We start from the raw sequence: 16,009 nt of genomic DNA, 5'->3' as shown, positions 1-16,009 counted from the left end.
TCACGCGTGGTGCGCGACAAGCGTCTGTTTCACACTCGCAATACCGCGGCGCAGGAACGGGTCTGTGTGAATGTAAAAATACTGCACCCCCTTCTCGAGCCAATAGGGCAGTTCGTCAGCCGTCACCAATGTGCCGGCAATTTTGCCTGCTGCACGTATTTTCTCCACGGCAACGGCCACCTTCTCCATCACTACGGCCGGGCGCGGTTCGCCGAACGGCGGCGCAGGCGGATAGCCCATATCCTGCGAGAGGTCACCAGGCCCGATGAAGAACACATCGATGCCTTCGACTTTCAGCATATCTTCCAGCCGGTCGATGGCATCAGCCGTCTCGATCATTGCAACAACAAGGCGTTTTTCGTAATCGGCCGGCAGCGCGTAACGCACCGCATCTACGACCGCCCGTGCCTGATCGGCATTGTCAATCATCGGCACCATGATGCCGTCGGCACCCGCGTTCAGATAACGAATGATCACCGGCCGTTCGTGAGAATGGGGGCGCACGATTGCAGCGCCGCCGACGGAGCGAACGATCTGACCGGTTTCCCGGACATCTTCAAAACTCCAGGTGCCATGTTCGCAATCGACGAAGACGCAGTCACCGCCAAGCTCGATCAGGCGCCCGGCGAGACCTGATGAAACATGATGCGTGTTGTACATGGTGACAGCCTCGCCAGCCAAAAGCCGAGCGCGTAGCTTCGTTCCGTTCATCACTTCCTCCTATGTTCCGGCAGATCCGGAGTATCAGCAGGCGCTCCCACCCAGCGTGCAATCTCGATGTCAGCGGACGTATCGCGCATGTAGGTCGGGCAGATATGGAGCTCCGGGATAACGGCGCTCTTGTTGAGGCTTGCGCAGAGCGCTATGGCACGTGCGACGTCAATCGGATCCATCATCACCGCACGCTCCTCCTCAAGTGGCGGGCGGGCACGATTATCCATGATGGGCGTGTTGGTTTCGCCAGGCAAAATGGTGGTCGCGCGAATGCCCTGATTGCGATAGGTGTTGTGCAGGAACGTCATGAAGTTCTTCACGCCTGCCTTGGCCGCCCCGTAAGCGGCTCCCCCTAAGAGATTGGGATTAACCGCGGCGAGTGACGACACGGTGATAACGGTGCCATCACCTCTGGCGATCATATCTGGAAGAACCGCCTGGGTCAGGTTGAACACGGCTGTCAGGTTGACATTGAGGGTAGAGTTCCACTCTTCCTCGCTGAGAAAACGGGCATTCAGTACCTTGCTGGCGCTCCCGGCATTGTTGACGAGGATGTCAACAGGACCAATACCGTCCTTGATCCACTTCACCGTTTCGATGATGTCATCGCGCTCTTCGATATTCAGAGCGCGGGCAAATGCCCGCCCTTTTGCCTTTTCGATCAGGCTTGCAACATCACGAAGCGGCTCCAGACGACGACCCGTCAGGACGACGGTCGCGCCGTCCTTGGCCAGAAGCAGTGCGGTCTCGCGGCCAATGCCCGAACCCGCGCCCGTGACCAATGCGATCTTTCCTTCAAGACGTCCCATGTCTCTCCCCTATTCCGCTGCAACTGCCGGTGATCCGGTATAGCCATAGATATCCTTGGCTGCCTTCGCCGTAACCAGATTTTCCGACAGATCGTGCGTTATGAGCTCTTGAGCGCGCTCGGACGCACGGCCCCAGCCGCCGCCGCCGGGCGTTTCGACTTCCAGCTTTTCACCGGTTTTCAGGACAACCTTGCCCTTGGGGAAATGCGGTTTGCCTTCCTTGAGAACCTTGCCGGCCGATCCACTCTGACCTTCGACGACACCGAAGCAGGGATGGCGAACACGTTCGGAGGCAAGGTAGATATTCATTGGGTTCTTGCCGAGATTGCGCAGGATGACCCGCTGGCCGAGGCCACCGCGATATTTGCCCGCACCGCCGGAATCGGCGATCAGTTCCTTGCATTCGGTGAGCGCCGGAACAGCAACTTCGAACATTTCGATCGCAGTAACCTTGCAGTTTGACGGGAAGCTCAACGTGTCGAGCCCGTCGAATTCCGCGCGTGCACCCTGCCCGCCGTGGAAATTCTGCACCGAACCATATTGAGAACCGTCGTTCCTCTGGCCGACGCAGTTTGCGGCCCAGATCGGAGCTCCACCGCTATCCCCCATCACCTTTTCAGGGACAACGCCCTCTAGCGCCTTGAAGATCAATGAGGGAATGACGTGACCGATCAGGTTGCGCGAATTGCCTGCCGTCCATTGTTGCGGATTGAGGATCGAGCCGAGTGGCGCTTCATCGGTAATCGGAATGATGCAGCCTTCATTATTGGGGGTCTCAGGATCAAGGAGGCACTTCAGCGCATAGACAGAATGCGCATAGCGATAGTTGGTGCGGCAATTGATCGAATGCAGAACCTGATCCGATGTCCCGGTATAATCCACATGGACCGAGTCATCCTTGACGATGACAGACGCCTTCAGGGTGACGTCGACATCGTAGCCATCAAGCAGAACCTCGGCGCTATAGGTACCATTTGGCCATTCACGGATCGCATTACGGGTCTGCGCTTCCGAACGAGAATGGATCGCCTCAGCCAGCCCTTCAACATCGTCCAAGCCGTATTCATCGAGGAATTTGACGAGCTCTCGCCCCATGACATTGTTGGCAGCAATCATCGATTCCAGATCGCCGCGAACTTCGGTTGGAAGTCGGACCGATGCTTCGATGATGTCGAAGACGTCTTCGTTCGGCACGCCCGCGTTCAACAATTTGACGATTGGGAAGCGGATACCTTCTGCGAAGATGTCGCTTGCTTCCGAATGCAGCGGCGCACCACCAATATCAGGCAGGTGGGCGATGGAGCCGGCATAGGCAACAACCTTGCCGTTCTTGAAGATCGGGGTGATCATTGTGACGTCTGGCAAGTGACCCGTGCCGATTTCCGGGTCGTTGGTCGCCAGGACATCGCCCTCCACCAGCTTTTCCGCCGGGAATTTCGGCAGAAAATACTTCTGGGCCGCAGCCGGAAGAGAGGTGATGAATACCGGTATGGACCAGGTGCACTGCGCGAGCGCTTGGCCCTTGGCATCCAGAAGCACCGTCACATAGTCGTGGTTTTCCCGAACGATCGGCGAAAAGGCGGTTTTTCCGAGAACGTTATCGGCCTGATCAGCGATGAAAATCAGGCGATTCCACATGACCTGCAGATTGATCGGGTCGTTGAAATCGGTAGCGGGTTTCGACATCGTAGAGCCCTCAGAGAATGTTGATGACGAGATTGCCATGGGCGTCCACATGGAAGACGCCACTTGGGCCGACCACTGCGGTCGATTCGCGCTGTTCGACGATTGCGGGGCCCTTCACAGCCTCGCCGACGGGAAGCTTGTAATGATCGTAGACCGACGTCTCCACGTAGCCACCGGCTTCCTGGAAAAACACCTGCCGGCTTCCTTTACGGGCATCGGCGACCTCGGTTTCATGCGGGCGCGTGACCTGATCCTTGTCGCCACTGGCGCGCAGGCGCCAAGTGATGACTTCAAGGGGCGCCGCAACCGTACGGCCGAAGAGCTCGCGGTAAAGCTTGAAAAAGGCATCACGCAGTTCCTGAAGGAACGTCTCCTTCGGCAAGGAGCGATCCGGCAGGACAACCGTGATTTCGTGGCCTTGACCGACATGGCGCATGTCAACGGTATAACGGTTGGTGATTGTGTCCTTCGGCACGCCTGCAGCAGACACAACCTCCGCACCCTGTGCGGCGAGGTCGTCGAGCAGGCGGTTCATGGCATCGATATCCCAGCTCTCAAGTCCCATCGGATGACTTGCGGAGAGATCGACTGCAACCGGCGCAATCAGCAGACCGATTGCCGAGCTGACGCCTGCGCCTGTCGGGCAGATGATGCGATTGATGCCGAGCTTGCGAGCGATGCCGTAGGCGTGAACCGGACCTGCTCCACCGAAGGCAACCATAGGCAGGGACCGCGGATCGACGCCAAGGTCGGTCGCATGCATGGCCGCAGCCTTGCTCATCGATTCATTGACGAGATCGTGGATACCCCAGGCGCATCGTTCGACAGAAACGTCGAGCGATGTCGCGAGTTTGGCCATGGCATCGCGTGCGGCATCCTTGGAGACCTTGAATGAACCGCCAACGAAGGAGCCCGTTCCCATGTAGCCGAGAAGGATATCCGCGTCGGTCACGGTCGGCTGGGTGCCGCCTCGCTGGTAAGCCGCAGGTCCTGGCATGGCACCGGCAGAATGTGGACCGACGTCCAGCAGACCAAGCGGGTTCTTGGCGGCAATGGAACCGCCGCCAGCACCGATCTCAATCATCTGGATTGACTGAATTTTCAGAGGGAAGCCGGAGCCTTTGCGGAAACGCTGGTAATGGGCGACCTCCAAGTCCGTCCCGACATTCGGCTCACCATTCGGGATCAGGCAAAGCTTGGCGGTTGTTCCACCCATATCGAACGAAAGAACACTGTTTTCACCGGCGGTCCGTCCAAATTCCGCAGCAGCGACCGCGCCGGCCGCAGGACCTGATTCAATCAGGCGCACCGGCAATTCAGCGGCGCGACGGCTAGGCACGAGACCACCCGACGAGGTCATCCACAGGACCTGGCGATCAATGCCCTTGGCCGAGAATTCGCGCTGCAGATGCGCCACGTGACCCGCCATTTGCGGGCGGGTATAGGCGTTTACCACAGTGGTCGACGCACGGTCGAACTCCCGCATTTCCGGGCACACTTCAGAAGACAGCGAAACGAAGACGTCGGGATATTCTTCGCGAAGCAACGCGGCAACGCGCTGTTCGTGCTGTGGGTACTTGTAGGCGTGCAAGAGGCACACGGCCACTGAGCGGATACCTTTTTCCTTCAATCGTCCGGCGATATCGCGAACTGTCTCTTCCTTGAGTTCGGTCATGACCGATCCGTCGGCGGCAATACGCTCTCTCGCACCATAGCTGTTGGCACGCGACACCAGGGGATCGGGGTATTTGATGTTGAGGTCGTAGAGGTCGTAACGGCCTTCGTTACGGATGCGCAGCATGTCCTGAAAGCCATCCGTGGTGACGAAACCGGTTTCCACACCCTTCCGCTCAAGGACTGCGTTGGTGACAACGGTGGTTGCACCAAGCACCTGGAGGTTTTCGATCGAAATGGTGTCCGCAAATTTTTCCAGCAGTTCGGAAACACCCTGTACAACGGCTTCGGCCGGATTTTTCGGGGTGCTCAAGACCTTGTGCAGGTGAAGATCGCCCTTGTCGTCCAGGAGCGCGAAATCGGTAAAGGTACCGCCGGTGTCGAAAGCAAGTTTTGCCATGTTTCCCTCAGTGCGACGTGACCAGCGGCTATCCCGCTGTGAAGGGGCCGATCTGTTGCGACCCTTTGTCTGTCATGAGGTTAGGCGACGGCTGGCTGCATTGGCCAACACAACTACGGTCTGCCGCCATATGGTTTGCTTATGACGAAGTCAGATTGAGCGTATGCCCGGATGATGGCTGCCAAGCAGTTTGCCGACGATTTCGACAAGGATGGAGCGCGCTGCCAGAGCGGGTTCTGAAAGCGGCAGATGATCCGAGACGCAGAGTGAAACAGTCGCGTCGATCACCGGCGTTGTCAGAGGCCGAACCTGCGCACCTGCAAAGCTGGAAGTTTCCGAGACCACAGAGGCCGGCAGGATCGTCGAGCCGAGGCCATCGAGCACCGCAGCACCAAGTGCCGGAATGGATTCGATTTCCGACAACACGTCTGGGACCGAGCGGGCCCGGTTCAGGGCATCGTCAATCAACCGGCGCAGAAAGTGGTTCTTGCTGGGCAGCAACAAGGGGTGGCCATTGAGCGCAGAGAGCGGAAGCGGCTGTCCGGCCTCACCTGGAAGCTCCATGTCGGCTGGAGACACCAGGAACATTTCTTCGCGGAACAGAGGCTGCAGCGTCACGCCCTTGATCGGGTTGGACGTATAGATCAGCGCCATGTCCATCTTGCCGGTCATCACGAGCTCGCTCAGGATATGACCGAAACTGTCGTTGATGTGGACGATGATCTGCGGGTACTTCGCACGGATTTCCTTGAGGATCGGCAGGGACAGAGCACTCGACGACGAATAGGTGGCAAGCCCGATCGATACGCGCCCTGCAACCGATTTGGCCGATTGTTCGATGTCGGTCTGTGCCTGGTCGATCTGACGCAGCATGATCTGTGCGTGACGATAAAGGATCATGCCTGCTTCTGTCGGCGTAATACCGACATTGCTACGGATCAGAAGCTGGTGGCGAAAATGGGCTTCAAGAGAGGCGATCTGTTGCGACAGAGCCGGTTGGGCAATACGCAACAGACTTGCCGCTCTCGATACGCTACCGGTATCGACGATCTTGACGAAGCTTTTCAGTTTTTTGAAATCGACGCTCATGGTTCCCAAGCCTTTGGCCGGAACCTAAGGCCAGCAGGACGCAAATTGCAAGGCCTCCTGCCGGCGTAGCAGCAACTACTGGAGTTGCGTCACAGCCCGCTCGATACGGCTGCAAGCCTCCTGAATAACCTCCATGGAGGTTGCAAATGACAGGCGGAAATGCGGAGAGAGCCCATAGGCTGCCCCTTGCAGTGCGGCAACGCCCACGCCATCGAGAAGGTAGAGGACGAAATCGAGATCGTTCTCGATCACCTTGCCATCCGGTGTCTTTTTCCCGATGACGCCGCTGCAGTTTGGATAGAGATAGAATGCTCCATCTGGCACGGCGCAGGAAAGTCCTGGAGTAGCGTTGAGCTTGGCGCAGGCATAATCGCGCCTTTCCTTGTAGACATCGATGCTGTCAGCAATAAACCGCTGGTCGTCGGACAAGGCATGAGCGGCTGCCGCCTGACTGATGGATGAGGGGCAAGATGACATTTGTGACTGAAGTTTGTTGATGGCAGCAACGAGTGCCGCCGGTCCTGCTGCGTAGCCGATACGCCAGCCCGTCATGGCGTAGGATTTGGAGACACCGTTCGCCAGAAGCACTCGGTCCTTGAGCGCAGGCACGGCCGCCACAAGTGTGGTCATCGGCTCATCCTTGAACCAGACCTGATCGTAGATGTCGTCGCAAAGCACAAAGACGTGGGGGTGGCGCAACAACACGGCACCGAGCGCCTCAAGTTCACGTCTGGTATAGGCAGCCCCCGTCGGATTGGAGGGTGCGTTGAGGATGAGCCAGAGCGTTTTCGGCGTAATTGCCATTTCGAGCGCTTCCGGCGTCAGCTTGAAACCCTTGTCCTGCGGGCACTCGACGATGACAGGCTTACCTTCATTGGCGATGACCATGTCAGGATAAGACACCCAGTAGGGCGCCGGGATGATGACTTCAGCATCGTTTTCGACACTCGCCATCAGGGCTAGAAACAGGATCTGCTTGGCACCTCCACCAACACAAATCTCGTTGTCGGCGTAGGTCACGCCAAGACGGCGCGCAAAATCACCGATGATTGCCTTGCGCAGCGCCGGCGTTCCGTTGACCGCGGTATATTTCGTCTCACCACGATCGATCGCGGCGTGCGCTGCGGCCTTGACGTTTTCCGGGGTGTCGAAGTCCGGCTCTCCAACCGTGAGATCAACGATATCTCGGCCAGCGGCCTTCAATTCCCGCGCGCGTGCTGCAGCCGCCGTACTAGGCGATACTTTGATCCTGGACACGCGTGATGCAGGCACGAATGTGCTCATTGGGACTTCCTCAGTCTTGTTGGTCAGAGATTTACGAAGCGTCAGTGGACAGCTTCGGTTTCACCGCGCATTTTTCCGGTCAGGAACAATTCGCCGAGTTCATCGTGGGTGATGTCTTTGGGAAGGCCATCCCAAATCACCTTGCCGAGGCGCAGAATGACAGCGCGTTCAGCGACTTCCATCGCCTTCTTCGTGTTCTGCTCGACCAAAAGGATCGTCATGCCATCCGCATGCAGCCGCAGCAATTCGTCAAAAACGATCCCGATTGCTGCCGGTGACAGGCCCACCGATGGCTCATCGACGAGCAGGACCTTCGGCCGCTGTAGAACGGCCATCGCCACTTCCAGAAGCTGCTGCTCGCCACCCGACATGTTGCCGGCAAGCGTGGAGCGACGGGTCTTCAGGATCGGGAAAAGATCATAGACGTAGTCACGATCCGCCTTCACCTTGGCATCACGGATCGTATAGGCCGCCATCTGCAGGTTTTCATCGACGGTCATCACCGGGAAATTACAACGTCCCTGGGGAACGAAGGAGATACCCTCCCCCAGGATGGCACGAGACTTTGCACCTGCGATATCCTTGCCGCGCCAGTCAATGCCGCCCCCCTTGACGGTCGTCATTCCATAGAGGGTTTTGAGAAGCGTCGATTTCCCGGCGCCATTCGGGCCCATCAAGGCAACGAACTGGCCTGCCGGAATATCGAGATCGACCCCGTTCAGAATATCGAGGTTGCCGTAGCCTGCACGCAAGTCACGGATGAGGAGATTGGAGTTAGCCACCAAGATAGGCCTCCCTGACACGCTGGTCCTGAATGATGTCGTGTGGTGCCCCCTCTACAAGCTTCGTGCCCTGATCGAGGACAATCACCCGCTGACAAATGCTCGTCACCACATCGATATTGTGTTCGATGACAAGGAAGCTGACGCCCAGCGACTTGTTGGCATAGAGGATCGTGTCGACGACGCGCTCGATAATCTTCGGATTGATGCCTGCCATCGGCTCGTCCAGCAGGATGAGTTTCGGCTCAGGCATCAACATCGACGCAAACTGGATGAGCTTCTGCTGACCGCCCGACAGATTGCCGGCCGGCTGGTGACGGACGTCCCAAAGGCCTGCCATCCTGATTAGTTCTCGTGCACGTTCCCGCAGTCCGTCGATACGGCTTTTCGACAGCTTGCCAAGCCCGAAGGTCGAAGCAAGAGTGGGAAACGTAAACATCTGGCCGGCGATGATCAGATTTTCTTCCACATCGAGCGACTTGAATGTCACAGTCTTCTGGAAGGAGCGCAACATGCGCCCCTCGCGGGCAATCCGGTTGAGCGACCAACCGGTGATATCCTGGCCATCGAGAATGACCGTACCGGAATCAGGCCGGGCAAGGCCCGAGCTGCAGTCGAAGAATGTCGATTTTCCCGAGCCGTTCGGTCCGATCAGACCGGCAATCTCACCCCGGTTGATATGGATAGAGACATCGTTGACCGCGCGGATGGCGCCATAGGATTTGGAGAGATTGCGGATTTCGAGGATCGGCAGGTGACTGGTCATTTTGCACCTCCGATCATGTTCCAGAAGCGGTTGATAAGCGGCGCACAGCCATTCTTGAACCAGAACACGAGAACCAGAAGGCAACCGCCATAGGCAATCATGCGCAACTCAGGGGTAATGCGAAGAGCCTCGGTCAATCCGACGAACAAGAGGCTGCCGAACACCGTACCTGAGATCATTCCGGCACCTCCACCGAGCACGATGATCAGCATGGTTGTGGAGTAGTACATCTGGAAGGTCAGCGGGCTGACGACCGTAAGGTAATAGGCATAGAGGCAACCGCCGACACCGGCAAATACAGCACTGATCATGAAGACGATCAGTTTGTAGCGCCAGGTCGGCACTCCGAGAGACTCGGCAAGCGTTTCGTTTTCACGGATCGCTACCATGTTGCGCCCCGCCGGAGAGCGGACAAGGGCCCAAGCAGCAAGCGTTGCCAGAACTCCGATTGCCAAAGCGAGGTAATAGAAGTTCGTCGTGCCGCTGACGGTGAACGACCATGGGCCGAGCTCAAAGTAGGGCTTCGGAATACCGGACAGACCCATGTCGCCACGCGTGAGCGATACCCAGTTCTTCGAAATTGCCTGACCGATGATGACAAATCCAAGCGTACACATGACGAAAGAGGTCGAGCGGAGGCGCAAAGCCGGGATGCCAAGCGGGAGAGCAAGGGCACCGGAGACGACACCTGCGGCAATCAGATTGACGTAGAACGGTGTTTCGAAATGGACAGCGAGCAAGCCTGCCGTGTAGGCCCCGATGCCGAAGAATGCCGCCTGAGCAAGCGAAAGAAGACCCGTATAGCCAACCAGCAGGTTAAGACCATGCGCGGGAAGCATGAAGATCAACGCGATAATAAGAGCGTGCGTGACGTATCGTGTTCCGATGAAGGGAAACACGAGGGCCAGAACGACCAGGAGAAGGGCAAGCGGGATACGAAGATCGCGCCGGCGCAGCTTGCCTGCTGTGTCTGTGAGTGACATGTCTAGTCCTCAAAGTTCGAGTACATGCGGCGGGCGCGGCTATCAGAAGCGCGCCTGCGTCGAGAAAAGACCGTGCGGACGCCACATCAGCATCAGGATCAGCGTTGCAAAACCAACGGTGTCTCTGAATTGCAGGCCGATATAGGTCGCGACAAGACTTTCGGCGATGCCGAGGATCATGGCGGCAAACAACGTGCCGCGAACGTTTCCAAGACCGCCCATGATGATGATCGGAAGCGTCTTGAAGGTGATGAGTTCGCCCATGCCACCGTAGACACTGACATTGACAGGTGCGGTCAGCACACCGGAAAGTGCTGCCAGTGCGGCACCGAGAATGAAGGTGCGCAAGACGACCTGCGGCACATCGATACCGACAACCCCGCAACATTCAACGTTCTGCGACACGGCCCGCATCGCCATTCCGAGACGGCTATAGGTCACCATGAGTTCGAGGCCGATGAAGACCATGATACAGACGATGAGAATGAGAATGCGTTGCTGGGCGAGGCTGAAACCGAGGATCGAGATTGGCTCGATGTAGCCGCCGGAGAAGAACTTGTAGCCGCCACCGAACACGAAGATGACCGTGTTCTGCAGGATCAGCGCGATGCCGAGGGTGGCAAGCACCCCCGATTCCGGAGGTGCGCCGACCATGCGCCGCATGACCAACTGGCCAACGACATAGGCAACGACGATCGTCGCAAGGACCCCAACGACGATCGACGCTTCGTAGGACAGACCAAGATAGTCGATCGCAAACCAAGCTCCGAACGTGCCGAGCATGTAATATTCGCCATGGGCGAAGTTGATGGCCCTCAGCACGCCAAAGATCATGGTCATGCCAACGGCAACGATCGCATAGACGGAACCGGTGACAATCCCGTTTACGACCTGCTCGAGAATGGTCGAGAGCATAGTTTCATTCCTCCCAGCGACTTAGTTGGCAGGATACTGGATGTCCGCCGAGTATGCGCCTTTGATACTCGGTACGCCATTTTCGATCTGCAGGAGGATCATCGGCAAGCGAGCCTGGTTGTGGTCGTCAAAGGTCACCTCGCCGACAGGGCTTTCGTATTTGATCTTGGAAAGCGCGTCGCGAACTGCAACCTTGTCGGCGCTTCCGGCCTGCTTGATCGCCTGGGACAGCAAATTGACGGTGTCCCAATGCACGTAAGCGTGGTTGTTCGGGGCTTCGCTATAGGTCGTTGTGAACTTTTCGACAAAGGCCTTGCTGGCGGCGGAGTCATATTGCGGAAGCCATGCAGCCGCCTCGACGGCACCTTCCATGGCCTTCGGCGCGGCCTTGATTGTCTTTTCCGTATTGAATTCGCCATTGCCGATCAGTGTGACCTTACCGGCCATCCCAAGCTCAAGCATCTGGCGGGCAATGATTGGCGTGGTGTCTGCAAGGCCGTACATGATGATGGCCTGCGCGCCATTGTCGCGGATCTTTGCGAGGACACTGCGGAAGTCGACTTCGCCTTCCTTGTAATAATCTTCGCTCAGGATCTCGCCCTTGTAGTCGGGCAGATATTTCTTGGTAAAGGTGATCGCGGAGCGACCGTAGTCGCTATCAACAGACAGGACAGCGAACTTGGTGAAACCACGCTGTTCTGCAGCATATTTGGTGATGACGAGGGCTCGGTTCTCATCTGTCGGGTAGTTGCGATAGGTCCATTTGAAGCCACCGACACCCGCCTGATAGGTGATCTTCGGGTTGGAAGAAGCAGCGTTCAGGAGGAGGACTTCCGCATCTTCCGCGACCGGTTGCATCGCAAGGGTAACAGAGCTCGATACGTCGCCGATGACAAAATCAACGCCGTCCTGATCGATCAGGCGACGGATCGCCGAAACGCCTTCTACAGGCGTCCCCTGGCTATCGGCATTGAACAGTTCGATCTGCATGCCATTGACGCCGCCGGCAGCATTGATGTCTTTCACAGCAAATTCGGCACCATGCATGGAAAACGCGCCATAGCGGGCGTTCGGGCCGCTCATCGGCGCAACAATTCCAAGCTTGATGGTGTCTGCAGCCTGAACCGGAGCTGTAAAAGCACCGGCGACAGATAGGATCGCGGTCGAGATGCAGAGCATCCTGCGAGTAAACTTGTATGTCATGTTCCCACTCCGTGTGTTCGGATGACGTCGTCCGGCTCCATGCCGTGCGCGAAATGCCGCTTTTGCGGTTCTTCTTAGCCAGTCTTCATCCCGGCTTATGTCACAGTAGGTTCATGCAGGCTTGCTTGGCCAACACAACTCCTTTCTGCCGCCATAGCGTTTCGTTATAGCGAATTGTCGTATCGGGAGTGTCCATAGGCCGACCTGCGTCAAAAGCATGCCTGCCGTGAAAGCAAATGCATTCATTTTCAGCATCGATAAGACTAAATAATGCGCATCACACAAACACATGGACAAGATGATGCGTATCGGCAGAAAACTGAAGACCTACCTGGAAAATCGTCGCGCTATCCGCGAACTGTCGGAACTTGACGACCGCGCACTGAGCGACCTCGGCGTTTCCCGCCACAACCTTCGCGCAGCCGTCGAAGGCCGCCGCTAAAGGCCAGATGAACGTTGCCGCACAAGACATGACGGCACGCTCACACACTACGGTTCTTAGAGAAATCTTCGAAACGAAAAATGGCAAGCGCCCTTCTGGAACGCTCACCATTAAGAGCCTGACGCAGCCTTACTATGAAACAGGCTGCGCCAATGGCTTCAAGAGATTATTGTCTCTTATCCTTTGACGCCCGAGGAAATCATAACAGCCTCGGTAACCTTCTTCTGAAAGATCAGATAAGCGATCGCGACCGGCATAGCGCCCAGAAGCGCGACCGACATCAGCCGTGCGTAAAAGACGCCGAAGGCATCATTCACCTGGGTAATCCCGACAGGAATGGTCATTTTGCTTTCGCTTGTCACGGCAAGGAAAGGCCAGAAGAACTGGTTCCACGCCATGATGAAGGTGATGATCGCGAGCGCCGTCGTGATACCCCAGTTCAGCGGCAGATAGACCTTGAAGAGCAGCGTGTAGTCGCCGCCACCATCCAGCACCACCGCCTCGCGCATCTCCTTCGGCACAGCATCGAAGAACTGTTTGTAGACGATGATGACGACAGGTACGATCAGCTGCGGCAGGATGATACCGGCCCAGGTGTTGATCAGCCCAAGATCATTGATGAGGATGAACTGCGTCACCACAAGCGCCTGTGACGGAACCATAAAGCTTGCAAGCACGACACCATAAAGAATGCGCCGGCCCGGAAAACGAAGCTGGGAAATTGCGTAGGCGCACATCATTCCTGAGACAATCACCGTGGCGGTGATGATTACGGCCGTACCGATCGAATTGATGTACCAGTTGACGATGTTGGTATTCCAGAGAATATCGACATAGGCCCCGAGATTGAATTCGTCCGGCATGACACCGGCGGCATCCGAGACAACCCGCTCTTCCGAACGGACAGACGTGATGAAAGCCCAGTAGAGCGGGAATATCCAGATCGCCGCGGCCAGGAACGTGCCGAGCGTCAGCACCCAGTTTTCAAAGAACCTTATGGATTTCATCGACGCCCTCCGGCACGCAGAAGCTGGAACTGCAACACTGAAAACACGGCGATCACGACAAACAGCACAAGCGCGATCGCAGAGGCGTATCCGCCGTGATTGAGCTGGAAGGCTTCACGATAGACCATCAGCAGCAGGACATAGGATGAATTGAATGGCCCACCGCTGCTGAGCAGGTAAACCTGGTCGAATATCTTCAGCTGCAGGATCAGTTGCAGTGTCAGAACGAGGCCCGTGACCGGCCATAATAGCGGCCAGGTCACCCTGGTAAATTTCTGTATCCGTGTCGCACCGTCGAGTGCGGCGGCCTCATAATAATCCTTGGAAATGTTTCTGAGCCCGGCAATGAACAGCAGCACATTAAAGCCGTTGGTCCACCAGATTGTCACGGCCGCAACAGTCGGCATTACCCAATAGGGGTTCTTGAAGACCGGGACGGGTTTGCCGTTGAAAAATGCGATGACCGGCTGGAGGACACCGAACTGGAAGTCGAGCATCCACATCCAGATCTGCGTTACGACCGAGACGGGCAGGATGTATGGCAGAAAGAATATCGCCAGTGCCAGTGCCTGCAACGAGCCCCGAAGGCGCGTGATCAGCAAGGCGATGCCGAGCGCAAGCGCCGTCGTCGGCACAACCGTCAAAAGCACGAAATATCCGTTGTTCTTCAAAGACGTCAGAAACAGCTTATCAGATAAAAGCCGCTTGAAATTATCGAGCCCCACCCATTCCCCCGGACCAATCAGGGGTGAGTTTGTCAGGCTCAGTTCAACGAGCCTTATCGTCGGGTAGAGAAACACCAGCGCGAAAGTCACGACGAACGGCGCCACGAGGGTCGCAGCCACGGCAACTTCCTTGCGCCGGTTTGTGAGCATTGCCACGTCACCAACCTCCCAGAAAAAAGACAGGCCGCGCTTAAACGCGCGGCCTTCGCATCGGCTTACTTCAGCTTGTCCTGCAGATCCTGCTTGATCTGTTCTGCTGCAGCCATCGGCTCGGCATAACCGTGAATGGCTGGCGAGATGATGTTGATGGCCGCGTCATAGGCGGGCGATGCCACACCTGCGATCGGTGAGCGAGGATCATAGGAGGCCGTATTGGCGAGCGCCGAATAGGTCGCATTCGGCTCCATCTTCTTGAATGCTTCGCCCTCCGCGACTTCCTTGTAGGCCGGAATATGGCCGGCCTCGGCCCATGAGAGCGAGTTCTTTTCCATCCAGCCGATCACCGTCATGACGGCCTTGCGTTTTTCTGGCGTCATCTTGTTGTTTGCCGGGATCGCAAAGGCATGGGAATCCGCCCATGTGGTTTGTGTTCCCATCAGGTTCGGCACCTGAACAGCGCCCCACTCGTATCCGAGCGATCCTTTTTTCGCGAGGTCGATCATGGTGGGCACTTCCCACACCCCGTTCAGCGAAAAAGCAGACTTGCCAGATGTAAAGAGAGCAACGGACGCTTCGTACTCCGCCTGCTCGGGCTGCCAGCCTTTGTCGGCCCAGGTCGTCATGACTTCAATCGCCTTGGCGGCCTTTTCCAGATTATCGCCTGCAAGGACCTCCTTGCCGGTAATCAACTCACCTCCCTGTTGGCGCAGCAGCGTATAGAACACACGGAAAGTGCCGCCATCGTCGCCGGTCGCATATGACACCGGCGCGGCGGCACCCTTCTCCTTGGCGAGCGCCAGAGCTTCCTCGAAATCCTTGAGATTATTGATGCCGGTCAACTTGCCATTGGCGTCGAGGAACTTCGAACCTTCCAGATAAGACTTGTTGTAATAGAGGACGATGGAGTGAATATCGAAAGGCATGGCGTGCAGTTTGCCATCGTCGGAGCTAGCCGCCTTGACAGACGCCGGGAAGAAACTTTCCTTCGTGACGCCTGCATTTTTCAGATCTTCGTCGGTGATCTCATCAAGCACGCCCTCTTGCAGACCAAGCGGGAGGCGGGAAAGATGATAGGTCATCACATCGGGCCCCTGCCCGACAGCCACGGATGTGCGAACCTTGGTGTAAAAGGGAATGCCCCACTCCAGTGTCGTGCCGGTGATCTTGATGTCTGGATGTTCTTCGTTAAAGCGCGTGATCAGCGCTTTCATCCGCACACCGTCACCACCACTCAGGAAATCCCACCATGTGACATTTTCCTGGGCCATTGCCGGTATCGCCATCAGCGCCATAGCCGTCGCTGCAAGCAGACTTCTGTATCGCATGCCCATTTCCTCCTCCTGAAAGCCACCCTTCTCCCGTCGGTGGCGG

At 57.0% G+C, this 16,009-nt stretch carries 15 protein-coding genes; 1 reads left to right on the top strand and 14 read right to left on the bottom strand.

Annotation, left to right across the window (positions count from 1 at the left end; genetic code table 11):
• The 11 genes from ACIQT8_RS20800 to ACIQT8_RS20750 form a co-directional block, all read right to left on the bottom strand.
• Positions 1-711 carry an HpcH/HpaI aldolase/citrate lyase family protein gene (locus tag ACIQT8_RS20800; RefSeq protein ID WP_138792777.1) on the bottom strand — a complete coding sequence of 237 codons (711 nt, stop codon included), beginning with the start codon at positions 709-711 and terminating at the stop codon, positions 1-3.
• On the bottom strand, positions 711-1,523 hold the full coding sequence (locus tag ACIQT8_RS20795; RefSeq protein WP_400969120.1) for an SDR family NAD(P)-dependent oxidoreductase: 813 nt from the start codon (positions 1,521-1,523) through the stop codon (positions 711-713). Before ACIQT8_RS20795 ends, ACIQT8_RS20800 begins: the two co-directional genes overlap by 1 nt.
• Positions 1,524-1,532: 9 nt before the next feature.
• Positions 1,533-3,209, bottom strand: a complete 1,677-nt coding sequence (locus tag ACIQT8_RS20790) for a hydantoinase B/oxoprolinase family protein (RefSeq protein ID WP_400969117.1) — start codon at positions 3,207-3,209, stop codon at positions 1,533-1,535.
• Positions 3,210-3,219: 10 nt separating this feature from the next.
• The gene (locus ACIQT8_RS20785; protein WP_400969115.1) at positions 3,220-5,283 is read right to left on the bottom strand and encodes a hydantoinase/oxoprolinase family protein; all 2,064 of its coding nucleotides are present in this window, start codon (positions 5,281-5,283) and stop codon (positions 3,220-3,222) included.
• A gap of 150 nt (positions 5,284-5,433) precedes the next feature.
• A complete protein-coding gene (nac, locus tag ACIQT8_RS20780) occupies positions 5,434-6,372 on the bottom strand; it encodes a nitrogen assimilation transcriptional regulator NAC (protein WP_138792781.1) in 939 nt (312 codons plus the stop codon).
• A gap of 75 nt (positions 6,373-6,447) precedes the next feature.
• Positions 6,448-7,656: an aspartate transaminase gene (locus ACIQT8_RS20775; RefSeq protein WP_400969112.1), complete on the bottom strand. Its 1,209-nt coding sequence runs from the start codon at positions 7,654-7,656 to the stop codon at positions 6,448-6,450.
• 41 nt (positions 7,657-7,697) lie between these two features.
• A complete protein-coding gene (locus ACIQT8_RS20770; protein WP_400969109.1) occupies positions 7,698-8,441 on the bottom strand; it encodes an ABC transporter ATP-binding protein in 744 nt (247 codons plus the stop codon).
• Positions 8,431-9,204: an ABC transporter ATP-binding protein gene (locus ACIQT8_RS20765; RefSeq protein WP_400969106.1), complete on the bottom strand. Its 774-nt coding sequence runs from the start codon at positions 9,202-9,204 to the stop codon at positions 8,431-8,433. The genes ACIQT8_RS20770 and ACIQT8_RS20765 overlap by 11 nt, the downstream gene beginning before the upstream one ends.
• Complete coding sequence (locus tag ACIQT8_RS20760) at positions 9,201-10,187, bottom strand: branched-chain amino acid ABC transporter permease (protein ID WP_262526614.1); 987 nt, start codon at positions 10,185-10,187, stop codon at positions 9,201-9,203. The genes ACIQT8_RS20765 and ACIQT8_RS20760 overlap by 4 nt, the downstream gene beginning before the upstream one ends.
• 42 nt (positions 10,188-10,229) lie before the next feature.
• A complete protein-coding gene (locus ACIQT8_RS20755; RefSeq protein ID WP_138792786.1) occupies positions 10,230-11,102 on the bottom strand; it encodes a branched-chain amino acid ABC transporter permease in 873 nt (290 codons plus the stop codon).
• 21 nt (positions 11,103-11,123) lie between these two features.
• A complete protein-coding gene (locus ACIQT8_RS20750; RefSeq protein WP_400969101.1) occupies positions 11,124-12,305 on the bottom strand; it encodes an ABC transporter substrate-binding protein in 1,182 nt (393 codons plus the stop codon).
• Positions 12,306-12,594: 289 nt separating this feature from the next.
• Between ACIQT8_RS20750 and ACIQT8_RS20745 the strand changes: the two genes are divergently transcribed.
• The gene (locus tag ACIQT8_RS20745; RefSeq protein ID WP_400969098.1) at positions 12,595-12,747 is read left to right on the top strand and encodes a DUF1127 domain-containing protein; all 153 of its coding nucleotides are present in this window, start codon (positions 12,595-12,597) and stop codon (positions 12,745-12,747) included.
• Positions 12,748-12,923: 176 nt separating this feature from the next.
• On the opposite strand, the gene ACIQT8_RS20740 is transcribed toward ACIQT8_RS20745, so the two are convergent.
• The 3 genes from ACIQT8_RS20740 to ACIQT8_RS20730 all read right to left on the bottom strand — a co-directional run bounded on the left by ACIQT8_RS20740 (position 12,924) and on the right by ACIQT8_RS20730 (position 15,963).
• The gene (locus tag ACIQT8_RS20740; RefSeq protein ID WP_400969095.1) at positions 12,924-13,754 is read right to left on the bottom strand and encodes a carbohydrate ABC transporter permease; all 831 of its coding nucleotides are present in this window, start codon (positions 13,752-13,754) and stop codon (positions 12,924-12,926) included.
• Positions 13,751-14,629, bottom strand: a complete 879-nt coding sequence (locus ACIQT8_RS20735; RefSeq protein ID WP_262528489.1) for a carbohydrate ABC transporter permease — start codon at positions 14,627-14,629, stop codon at positions 13,751-13,753. Before ACIQT8_RS20735 ends, ACIQT8_RS20740 begins: the two co-directional genes overlap by 4 nt.
• A gap of 65 nt (positions 14,630-14,694) precedes the next feature.
• Positions 14,695-15,963, bottom strand: coding sequence for an extracellular solute-binding protein (locus ACIQT8_RS20730; RefSeq protein WP_400969092.1), 1,269 nt, complete (start codon positions 15,961-15,963; stop codon positions 14,695-14,697).
• Positions 15,964-16,009 lie beyond the last annotated feature (46 nt).

Source organism: Agrobacterium sp. NPDC090273 (genome assembly GCF_044772305.1).
Lineage (GTDB): Bacteria > Pseudomonadota > Alphaproteobacteria > Rhizobiales > Rhizobiaceae > Agrobacterium.
Note: the sequence above shows the minus strand (reverse complement) of the source record. Positions and strands in the feature narration are given on the sequence as shown.

Excerpts from the sequence above, each read along its gene's own strand:
- ACIQT8_RS20800 (WP_138792777.1), bottom strand. The coding sequence starts at position 711 with ATGAACGGAACGAAGCTACGCGCTCGGCTTTTGGCTGGCGAGGCTGTC.
- ACIQT8_RS20795 (WP_400969120.1), bottom strand. The coding sequence starts at position 1,523 with ATGGGACGTCTTGAAGGAAAGATCGCATTGGTCACGGGCGCGGGTTCG.
- ACIQT8_RS20790 (WP_400969117.1), bottom strand. The coding sequence starts at position 3,209 with ATGTCGAAACCCGCTACCGATTTCAACGACCCGATCAATCTGCAGGTC.
- ACIQT8_RS20785 (WP_400969115.1), bottom strand. The coding sequence starts at position 5,283 with ATGGCAAAACTTGCTTTCGACACCGGCGGTACCTTTACCGATTTCGCG.
- nac (WP_138792781.1), bottom strand. The coding sequence starts at position 6,372 with ATGAGCGTCGATTTCAAAAAACTGAAAAGCTTCGTCAAGATCGTCGAT.
- ACIQT8_RS20775 (WP_400969112.1), bottom strand. The coding sequence starts at position 7,656 with ATGAGCACATTCGTGCCTGCATCACGCGTGTCCAGGATCAAAGTATCG.
- ACIQT8_RS20765 (WP_400969106.1), bottom strand. The coding sequence starts at position 9,204 with ATGACCAGTCACCTGCCGATCCTCGAAATCCGCAATCTCTCCAAATCC.
- ACIQT8_RS20760 (WP_262526614.1), bottom strand. The coding sequence starts at position 10,187 with ATGTCACTCACAGACACAGCAGGCAAGCTGCGCCGGCGCGATCTTCGT.
- ACIQT8_RS20755 (WP_138792786.1), bottom strand. The coding sequence starts at position 11,102 with ATGCTCTCGACCATTCTCGAGCAGGTCGTAAACGGGATTGTCACCGGT.
- ACIQT8_RS20750 (WP_400969101.1), bottom strand. The coding sequence starts at position 12,305 with ATGACATACAAGTTTACTCGCAGGATGCTCTGCATCTCGACCGCGATC.
- ACIQT8_RS20745 (WP_400969098.1), top strand. The coding sequence starts at position 12,595 with ATGGACAAGATGATGCGTATCGGCAGAAAACTGAAGACCTACCTGGAA.
- ACIQT8_RS20740 (WP_400969095.1), bottom strand. The coding sequence starts at position 13,754 with ATGAAATCCATAAGGTTCTTTGAAAACTGGGTGCTGACGCTCGGCACG.
- ACIQT8_RS20735 (WP_262528489.1), bottom strand. The coding sequence starts at position 14,629 with ATGCTCACAAACCGGCGCAAGGAAGTTGCCGTGGCTGCGACCCTCGTG.
- ACIQT8_RS20730 (WP_400969092.1), bottom strand. The coding sequence starts at position 15,963 with ATGCGATACAGAAGTCTGCTTGCAGCGACGGCTATGGCGCTGATGGCG.